Here is a 7,832-nt window from a genome sequence, read left to right as displayed (position 1 = left end):
TGGGGCTGCGCCGCCAGCCGAGCAGGTGACGGCGTACCCCGAGGGATGCCAGCAGCGAGTTCGTGGCCCGCTCGCCGAACTCGGCGAGCTCGTCGATGCTCTTCGCACCGCAGACGGCCGCGCAGGCACACATCAGCAAGATGGCCGTCAGCGAGTACCACCGGCCCCGGCGTGAGCGCGGATCCGGAACCGATTCGAGGTAGGGGCCCAGGTCAGCGATCCGGTCCGCGTCCAGCGGCCCCAGCTTCTCCAGCACGGCAGGGATAGGGGAAGATGCAACAGCAGGCACGGGACGTCCTCGTGATCATCTGGCTTCGACACCACAATGATCACGAACCCCCGTGCCTGCTCTGCTATCCGCCTCTACCGGCCTGATCGTCAACCCTCCACGCAAGCACGGAACTTGACGGAGCCCTGGTTCACCATGGCCGAATGGGGCTAGTCCGCATGTGCGTACCCCGCCGCCCGGGGTGCCGGGCGGCGGGGTACGCGGTGGACCGTCAGGCGGGCGAGCCGAGCAGGCGGGTCGGAGTGGCCCGATGCGTCAGGACCGGGAGCAGGTCGGTGACCCGGTGTGCGCGGTGGGCGGCGATGCCGGGCGGTGCCGGGGCGAGCGGTACGAGCAGGTCGGTGGCGGCCGGGTGGCCGGTGGCGCCGTCCGCGCCCGTGTCGCCGTGCAGCCAGAGCGCCAGCATGTAGAGGCCGGGCACGGACAGCAGCCGGGGCTGGTACGGCTGTGCCATGGCCTCGGCCTGGCGCAGCGCCAGCTCGGTGGAGGCGATGTACGGGCCTTCGAAGAAGCGGGAGAAGGTCCAGCCGTCGGCGGTGAGCACGCTGTCCGCGGCGGCCACCGCGCGGTCGCCGGTGCGGATCAGGAAGCGCCAGCCGGCCAGCCGGGTCGCGGTTCCGCCGTCGGCGGTGACCCGGTCCAGGACGTGCACGGGAAGGGGAAGCTCGGGCGAGGCGGGTCCCTGGGCGCCGAGCAGCGAGGGAGTTCGCGCCTCACGGACCGCGGTCGGTGAGGAGAGCGCGGTCAGGACGGAACGCAGTGCGGGCGCGGGAGCCGGGGGGACATGCAGCGGCATGGTGGGTCGCCTCTCATTCGAAGGCACAGTGGCGCGAGGGCGGGGCGTGGCGGGGCGGACGGCGCTGTCAGCTCGCGAAGGTCAGAAAGGCGGGTGCCGGGTCGGGGCGCGAGAGGCGGGGGTGAGGACTGCGGCACGCCGCCTCTCGGCTGGATCGCTCGACCGTGGGCGCCAACCTTCTGCCTTGTGGGCGAAGTTTATACGACGCGTGTTCGGGCTATGTTTCGGCTAGCCGTTTTCGGTCCGGCGAACAAGGGTACTTCTGGCCGGTGAAACGCGAAAATAATCCCGATTCCGGACCGGACGCACGTCGGTGACCTCGGATAATGACCGCGAGGCGGTCGGCCAATTCCTGTCGGCGTTTTTCACGAGTCCGCAACAGGTATGCGACATGCGTTCTGCGCCATGCCCCGTGAATGTGCCACCGGTCACTATCGACCAGACTAGCGGTCGAAGGGCTCGTCCGGGACGTTATCGATCGCATCCGCGGGGCATCCTCCCTTGTGGACCGGGAGCCCGGCGGCCGATCTTCGGTCCGCCCATCCGAGGAGGGACGCTTCGATGGGGGAGAAGGTCGTGGCAGGGCGGTTCGACCTGTCCGATCGCCAGCGCTACCGCGAGAAGCTCCGCAGCTGCCTGACGGGGCTGGAGCGACTCCTGGCGGAGAAGCGGTTCGACCGCCCCAGGAACCTCATGGGGCTGGAGATCGAATTGAATCTCATCGGTGCTGACGGCATGCCGAAAATGTTGAATGCGCAAGTCCTCGAACGGATCGCGAGCCGGGACTTCCAGACAGAACTCGCCATGTTCAATCTGGAAGTGAACATCGCCCCCCATCGATTGGGCGGGCGGGTATTCGACCGACTCGACGAGGAACTGCTCACCTCGCTCGCCTATGCCGACCGGAAAGCCGGTGAGGTGGACGCGGGCATCGTGATGATCGGCATCCTGCCGACGCTGGACCGGGACGACCTGGTCTCCTCGAACCTTTCCGCCGTAGACCGTTACACGTTGCTCAACGACCAGATCGTGGCCGCGCGCGGTGAGGACTTCACCCTCGACATCGACGGCGTGGAACACCTCAGCTGCACCTCGAAGTCCATCGCCCCCGAAGCCGCCTGCACCTCGGTGCAACTGCACCTCCAGGTCACCCCGGAGCGGTTCGCCGGGGTGTGGAACGCGGCGCAGGCCGTCGCCGCCGCGCAGATCGCCGTCGGCGCCAACTCGCCCTTCCTGTTCGGCCGTGAGCTGTGGCGCGAGTCCCGGCCCCCGCTGTTCCAGCAGTCCACCGACACCCGCCCGCCCGAGCTCCAGGCACAGGGAGTGCGGCCGCGCACCTGGTTCGGGGAGCGCTGGGTCACGTCGGCGTTCGACCTCTTCGAGGAGAACCTGCGCTACTACCCGGCGCTGCTGCCCATCTGCGACGAGGAGGACCCGCTCGAGGTGCTGGACCGCGGCGGCGTCCCCTCGCTCGCCGAACTCGTCCTGCACAACGGCACCGTCTACCGCTGGAACCGTCCCGTCTACGGCATCGCCGACGGGGTTCCGCACCTGCGCGTGGAGAACCGCGTGCTGCCCGCCGGGCCCACCGTCACCGACGCCATCGCCAACGCGGCCTTCTACTACGGGGTCGTCCGCGCCCTCGCCGAGGACAGCCGTCCGGTGTGGAGCCGGCTGCCCTTCGAGGCCGCCGCCGCCAACTTCGACGCCGCGTGCAGGCACGGCATCGAGGCCCGGCTCACCTGGCCCCGCCGGGGCCGTCTCGGGGGCCTGGGCGAGGTGGACGCGGTCACCCTCGTACGGGACGAACTGCTGCCGCTCGCCGAGGCCGGACTGGACGCGTGGGGAATCGAGCCCGCCGACCGCGACCTGTATCTCGGTGTGATCGAGGAGCGGTGCCGGCGCCGGGTGAACGGCGCGAGCTGGCAGTCCGCGACCTTTCACCGAGCCCTCGACCTGGGCCTGGGCCGTGAGGCCGCCCTGGCCGCCACCACCCGCCGCTACCGCGAGCTGATGCAGCAGGGGGATCCCGTGCACACCTGGCCGGTGGGACTGCCGGAACCGGTGCCCACGGCCTGACCACCCGCCCGGTCCCGGCCTGACCACCCGCCCGGTCCCGGCCCCGGCCCGGGCCCCGTCAGGCCCCCCCGCCCGGGGCCACAGGCCCCTCCCCTCATACTGATCGGACCGATCGGCGATGTGGAGGCAGGTGTGCAGGCAGAGGCGGGCGCGGGGGCCGATTCCCTTCCCGAGCGGAGGCTGTCGCGGAGGACGCTCCGGAACGAGACGCTGCTGGTGCTCGCGCTGTCGCTCGGCGCGAGCGGACTGTCCGCGCTGATCAGCTTCGTCGGCTCGGTCACCAGGCCGGGCGGGCTCAAGGACCAGGCCGCCACCCTCAACGCCTCGGCCGCGCCGGGCCGCCCCTGGCTGGACCTGGCCTGGCAGCTCTTCGGGATCACCACGGCGCTCGTCCCCGTGGCGCTGGTCGCGCACTTCCTGCTGCGCGAGGGCGTCGGACTGCGCGTCCTCGGCTTCGACCGCACCCGCCCCTGGTCCGACCTCGGCCGCGGGGCAGCGGTCGCGGCGGTCATCGGCAGCACCGGCATCGCGTTCTACCTGGCCGTCCGCGGGCTCGGCTTCAACCTCACCGTGGTGCCGGAGGCGCTGCCCGAGGTGTGGTGGAAGTACCCCGTGCTGATCCTCTCGGCGCTGCAGAACTCGATCGTCGAAGAGGTCATCGTCCTCGCCTATCTGCTGCGCCGCCTGAACCAGCTCGGCTGGTCCCCGGGCGCCGCGATGGCGGGCAGTTCGCTGCTGCGCGGCTCGTACCACCTCTACCAGGGCATCGGCGGCTTCATCGGCAACATGGTCATGGGCGTGGTGTTCGTGTTCCTCTACCGGCGCTGGGGCCGCGTCGGGCCGCTGGTGGCCGCGCACACGCTGCTCGACGTCGGGGCGTTCGTGGGATACGCGCTGCTGGCCGGGAAGGTGGACTGGCTGCCGACGGCGTGAGGCGGCGGAAAGGGGGCGTTCGGCGCGGCCGGACGCCCCCTCTGCCGTACGGGGAACGGCTCCGGGCTCAGACCAGCAGGTCGCCCTCGATGACGGTCACGGCCCGTCCGCTCAGCGGGGTGCGCGCGCCGCGCACCCCGGTCCGGACGCGGCCGGAGCGCGGTGAGGCCTGCAGACCGGTGAGGACGGGACGGCCGAGACGCTGGGACCAGTAGGGGGACAGCGCCGTGTGCGCGCTGCCGGTGACCGGGTCCTCGTCGATGCCGACGTTCGGGAAGAAGCAGCGGGAGACGAAGTCGTAGCCGAGGGCGGGGTTCTCGGCGCGGGCGGTGGCGATGACACCGCGCTCGGAGAAGCCGGCCAGGGCCTTGTGATCGGGCCGCAGGGCGTGCACGGTCCGCTCGTCGTCGACCTCGACCAGCAGGTCCCCGATGTCCGGACCGGTGTCGAACGCCGTCAGCGGCCGGGCGCCGAGCGCTTCCGCGACGCCCTCGGGGACGTCGGCCGCGGTGAGCGGTGCCGTGGGGAAGTCGAGTGTGACGGCGCCGTCCTCGCCGGGCGTGGCGATGAGGACGCCGCTGCGCGTGGCGAACCGCACCGGACCCTTGTGCGCGCCGGTGGTGTGCAGAACGTGGGCGGTGGCCAGGGTCGCGTGGCCGCACATCGCGACCTCGGTGACGGGGGTGAACCAGCGCAGCGCCCAGTCGGCCTCGCCGCCCTCGGGGAGCGGGTGGGCGAAGGCGGTCTCGGCGTGGTTGACCTCCATGGCGATGTTCTGCAACCGGTCGTCGTCCGGGAAGGCGAAGGCGTCCAGGAGGAGTACCCCGGCGGGGTTGCCGGCGAAGGGCCGGTCGGTGAAGGCGTCGACGATTCGTATCCGCATGCCCCGACCGTACGGGCTGCGGGAAACCGCGGGCCAAGGCCACGCGCCGATCACTCGCCCGGACCGGGGCTTGGCACGACCAGGATTTCGATATATCGTTGAAGCATCGCAACAGATCGACGATGGAATGGAGTGGTAGCGATGCGTTCCCATGGACACGAGCACCAGCACGGACGCGGTCCCGGCGGCCCGCGTGGCGGCCGGGGTGACTTCGAGCGGCTCCGCGCGGCCTTCGGTCCTTTCGGGCCGGGCGGTCCCGGCGGTCCCGGCGGCCCCTTCGGGCCCGGATTCGGCCACGGTGGCCCCTGGGGCGGGCGAGGGCGCGGCGGACCGAGGGGAAGGGCGCGGCGCGGTGACGTACGGGCCTCGATCCTGGCCCTGCTGAAGGACCGTCCCATGCACGGATACGAGATGATCCAGGAGATCGCCGAGCGCAGCGGCGGGGCGTGGAAGCCCAGCCCCGGCTCGGTGTACCCCACGCTTCAGCTGCTGGAGGACGAGGGCCTGATCGTCAGCGAGTCCGGGGGTGGCAAGAAGCTGTTCTCCCTCACCGGGGCGGGCCGCACGGCGGCCGGGGAAGGTCCCGAGGCGCCCTGGGAGGAGGCCTCGCGCGGGGTCGACTGGGAGGCGCTGAACGAGATCCGGCAGGCCGGCTTCGGGATGATGGAAGCCTTCGGCCAGGTCTGGAAGACCGGCAGCAAGGAGCAGCGGGAGAAGGCCCTCGCCGTCATCAACGAGACACGCAGGAAGCTGTACCTGATCCTCGCCGACGAGGACTGACGGACCGGGCGGGACCGGGCGGGACCGGGCGGGACCGGGCGAGGGGCGTGCGCGGACCGCCGTACGCCGCTGTGTGAAACGCCCTGATCTCCTTCGCAAGGAGGAGATCGCGACCCGCGGCGTCCACTTCCCGTGGGACGCCAAGATGCTCCCCGCCGGGGATGCCCCGCGGCCGCGCGACTGATGGGGTGGGGGACGTGCAACCCCGTATCCCCCGGCAGCAGGACCACGAGCCGCAGCAGCAGGGCATCCACCGTTCGGACGGCGATGCCGGGCTCGGCGCCGGGCTGGCGGAGGTGGTCGCCGGCGCCCGCCGCAGGGTGGTCCGGGACGGTGACCGGCAGATCGACACCGCCCATCTGCTGCACTCGTTGCTGGAGTCCGACGCCGAGGTGCGGGCCGTGTTCGGCGAGGGGCCACGGATCGCGCGGCTGCTCGGCTACCTCGTCCAGCGGAGCATCGGCTACGGCCTGCGGTGGCAGGGCGCGGTCGAGGACTCCGGGGGCGTGCCCGTCGTGACGGCGGCCGCCGGCTTCTCACCGCTGGCGGCGGGCTGCATGGAGTACGCCCATGAGCGCGCCGCCCGGGCCGGCGAGGGCCCGGCGCGCGGCACGGACCTGCTCGCGGCGATCGTCGCGGACCCCGAGGCGCGCGCCGTGGAGGTGCTCCGGCACGCCGGAATCGATCCCGGCGAACTGCTCACCCGGCTCGAGGCGCCGTCCAGTCGGTGAGACAGGTGTCATAGGGGGTGACGCTCCTGTCCGTGCCTGTCATCATGTGCCGGTGCCTACCTCTGTCAGTACCCGGAGCCACCCGGGAAAGGGCGCCGGGCTCAGTCTCGCGCTGCTGTCCGCCGTGGCCTTCGGGGGATCCGGTGTGGCGGCCAAGCCGCTGATCGAGGCGGGCCTCGACCCGCTCCACGTCGTATGGCTGCGGGTGGCGGGTGCCGCGCTCGTCATGCTGCCGCTGGCGGTGCGTCACCGGGGGCTGATCCGCCGCAGGCCGGGGCTGCTCGCCGGGTTCGGGCTGTTCGCCGTGGCCGGCGTCCAGGCCTGCTACTTCGCCGCCATCTCGCGCATCCCGGTCGGGGTCGCCCTGCTGGTCGAGTATCTGGCGCCCGCGCTCGTGCTCGGCTGGGTGAGGTTCGTGCAGCGGCGGCCGGTGACCCGCGCCGCCGCGGTCGGCGTGGTCCTGGCGGTGGGCGGGCTCGCCTGTGTCGTGGAGGTGTGGTCGGGCCTCGGCTTCGACGTCCTCGGACTGCTGCTGGCGCTCGGCGCCGCCTGCTGCCAGGTCGGCTACTTCGTGCTGTCCGACCAGGGCAGTGACGGCGCGGAGGCACCCGATCCGCTCGGCGTGATCGCCTACGGGCTGCTGATCGGCGCCGCGGTCCTGACCGTCGTCTCCCGTCCCTGGTCCATGGACCGGTCCGTGCTCACCGGCAGTGCGGAGATGGACGGCACCCCGGTCGCCGCCCTCGTCCTGCTGGGCTGGATCGTCCTGGTCGCCACCGTTGCCGCGTACATCACCGGGGTGGTGTCGGTGCGCCGGCTCTCGCCGCAGGTCGCCGGGGTCGTGGCCTGTCTGGAGGCGGTCATCGCCACCGTCCTCGCCTGGGTCCTGCTCGGCGAGCATCTGTCGGCGCCGCAGATCGTGGGCGGCGCGGTCGTGCTCACGGGCGCCTTCATCGCCCAGTCCTCGGCTCCGGCGAAGAATTCCGGGAAGCCGGTGGCCGGCGGTGGGCCCGAACGGGAGTTGTCCACACCCGGAACCACCGCATAAGGTGCTGATCATGCATGCGCGCGCACTCGTTCTTCCGCCTCCGGCCGCCTGAGGCGGGCTCTCCGGTACACCCGCCCGGCCGACCGCCGGGCGTAACGGTGCTGCCCGCAGACGAAGTCCGCGGATCCCGCCGTCCCGGCCCCGGCCGGGGCTGACCGGGATTCCTTCCCGAACTTCCGCGCCCCCGCCGATCCGCGGGGTGCGCGCATCTGCGGAGAGAACACGTGTCGAACGCCGTATCCGGCCTGCCCGTCGGGCGAGGCCTCCTCTATCTGATCGTCGCCGGCGCCGCC

8 protein-coding genes are annotated in these 7,832 nt (G+C 71.9%); 5 read left to right on the top strand and 3 right to left on the bottom strand.

The genetic code is table 11. From position 1 onward, the window contains the following. Together B9S61_RS35350 and B9S61_RS35345 are read right to left on the bottom strand one after the other, a co-directional pair. Positions 1–256: transposase family protein (locus tag B9S61_RS35350; protein WP_146064855.1), on the bottom strand; the 256-nt coding region annotated here is incomplete at its 3' end. A gap of 244 nt (positions 257–500) precedes the next feature. Further along, a complete protein-coding gene (locus B9S61_RS35345) occupies positions 501–1,085 on the bottom strand; it encodes a hypothetical protein (RefSeq protein WP_103545827.1) in 585 nt (194 codons plus the stop codon). A 561-nt stretch (positions 1,086–1,646) separates the two neighbouring features. Here B9S61_RS35345 and B9S61_RS35340 point away from each other — a divergent pair. Then, the gene (locus tag B9S61_RS35340; RefSeq protein ID WP_103545826.1) at positions 1,647–3,164 is read left to right on the top strand and encodes a glutamate-cysteine ligase family protein; all 1,518 of its coding nucleotides are present in this window, start codon (positions 1,647–1,649) and stop codon (positions 3,162–3,164) included. 132 nt (positions 3,165–3,296) lie between these two features. Further along, entirely contained in the window at positions 3,297–4,097 is an 801-nt protein-coding gene (locus B9S61_RS35335; protein WP_103545825.1) for a CPBP family intramembrane glutamic endopeptidase, read from the top strand. A 67-nt stretch (positions 4,098–4,164) separates the two neighbouring features. Here B9S61_RS35335 and B9S61_RS35330 read toward each other — a convergent pair whose 3' ends face one another. Next, positions 4,165–4,980: a PhzF family phenazine biosynthesis protein gene (locus B9S61_RS35330; protein WP_103545824.1), complete on the bottom strand. Its 816-nt coding sequence runs from the start codon at positions 4,978–4,980 to the stop codon at positions 4,165–4,167. 141 nt (positions 4,981–5,121) lie between these two features. Between B9S61_RS35330 and B9S61_RS35325 the strand changes: the two genes are divergently transcribed. From B9S61_RS35325 to B9S61_RS35315, 3 genes are all read left to right on the top strand, one after another. Next, positions 5,122–5,760, top strand: coding sequence for a PadR family transcriptional regulator (locus tag B9S61_RS35325; protein ID WP_103545823.1), 639 nt, complete (start codon positions 5,122–5,124; stop codon positions 5,758–5,760). Between the two features lie 197 nt (positions 5,761–5,957). Next, positions 5,958–6,491: a Clp protease N-terminal domain-containing protein gene (locus tag B9S61_RS35320; RefSeq protein ID WP_103545828.1), complete on the top strand. Its 534-nt coding sequence runs from the start codon at positions 5,958–5,960 to the stop codon at positions 6,489–6,491. A 46-nt stretch (positions 6,492–6,537) separates the two neighbouring features. Continuing rightward, the gene (locus B9S61_RS35315; RefSeq protein WP_103545822.1) at positions 6,538–7,539 is read left to right on the top strand and encodes a DMT family transporter; all 1,002 of its coding nucleotides are present in this window, start codon (positions 6,538–6,540) and stop codon (positions 7,537–7,539) included. Positions 7,540–7,832 lie beyond the last annotated feature (293 nt).

Origin of the sequence: Streptomyces sp. SM1 (genome assembly GCF_002910825.1) — a bacterium.
Lineage (GTDB): Bacteria > Actinomycetota > Actinomycetes > Streptomycetales > Streptomycetaceae > Streptomyces > Streptomyces okerensis.
Note: the sequence above shows the minus strand (reverse complement) of the source record. Positions and strands in the feature narration are given on the sequence as shown.

Excerpts from the sequence above, each read along its gene's own strand:
- B9S61_RS35345 (WP_103545827.1), bottom strand. The coding sequence starts at position 1,085 with ATGCCGCTGCATGTCCCCCCGGCTCCCGCGCCCGCACTGCGTTCCGTC.
- B9S61_RS35340 (WP_103545826.1), top strand. The coding sequence starts at position 1,647 with ATGGGGGAGAAGGTCGTGGCAGGGCGGTTCGACCTGTCCGATCGCCAG.
- B9S61_RS35330 (WP_103545824.1), bottom strand. The coding sequence starts at position 4,980 with ATGCGGATACGAATCGTCGACGCCTTCACCGACCGGCCCTTCGCCGGC.
- B9S61_RS35325 (WP_103545823.1), top strand. The coding sequence starts at position 5,122 with ATGCGTTCCCATGGACACGAGCACCAGCACGGACGCGGTCCCGGCGGC.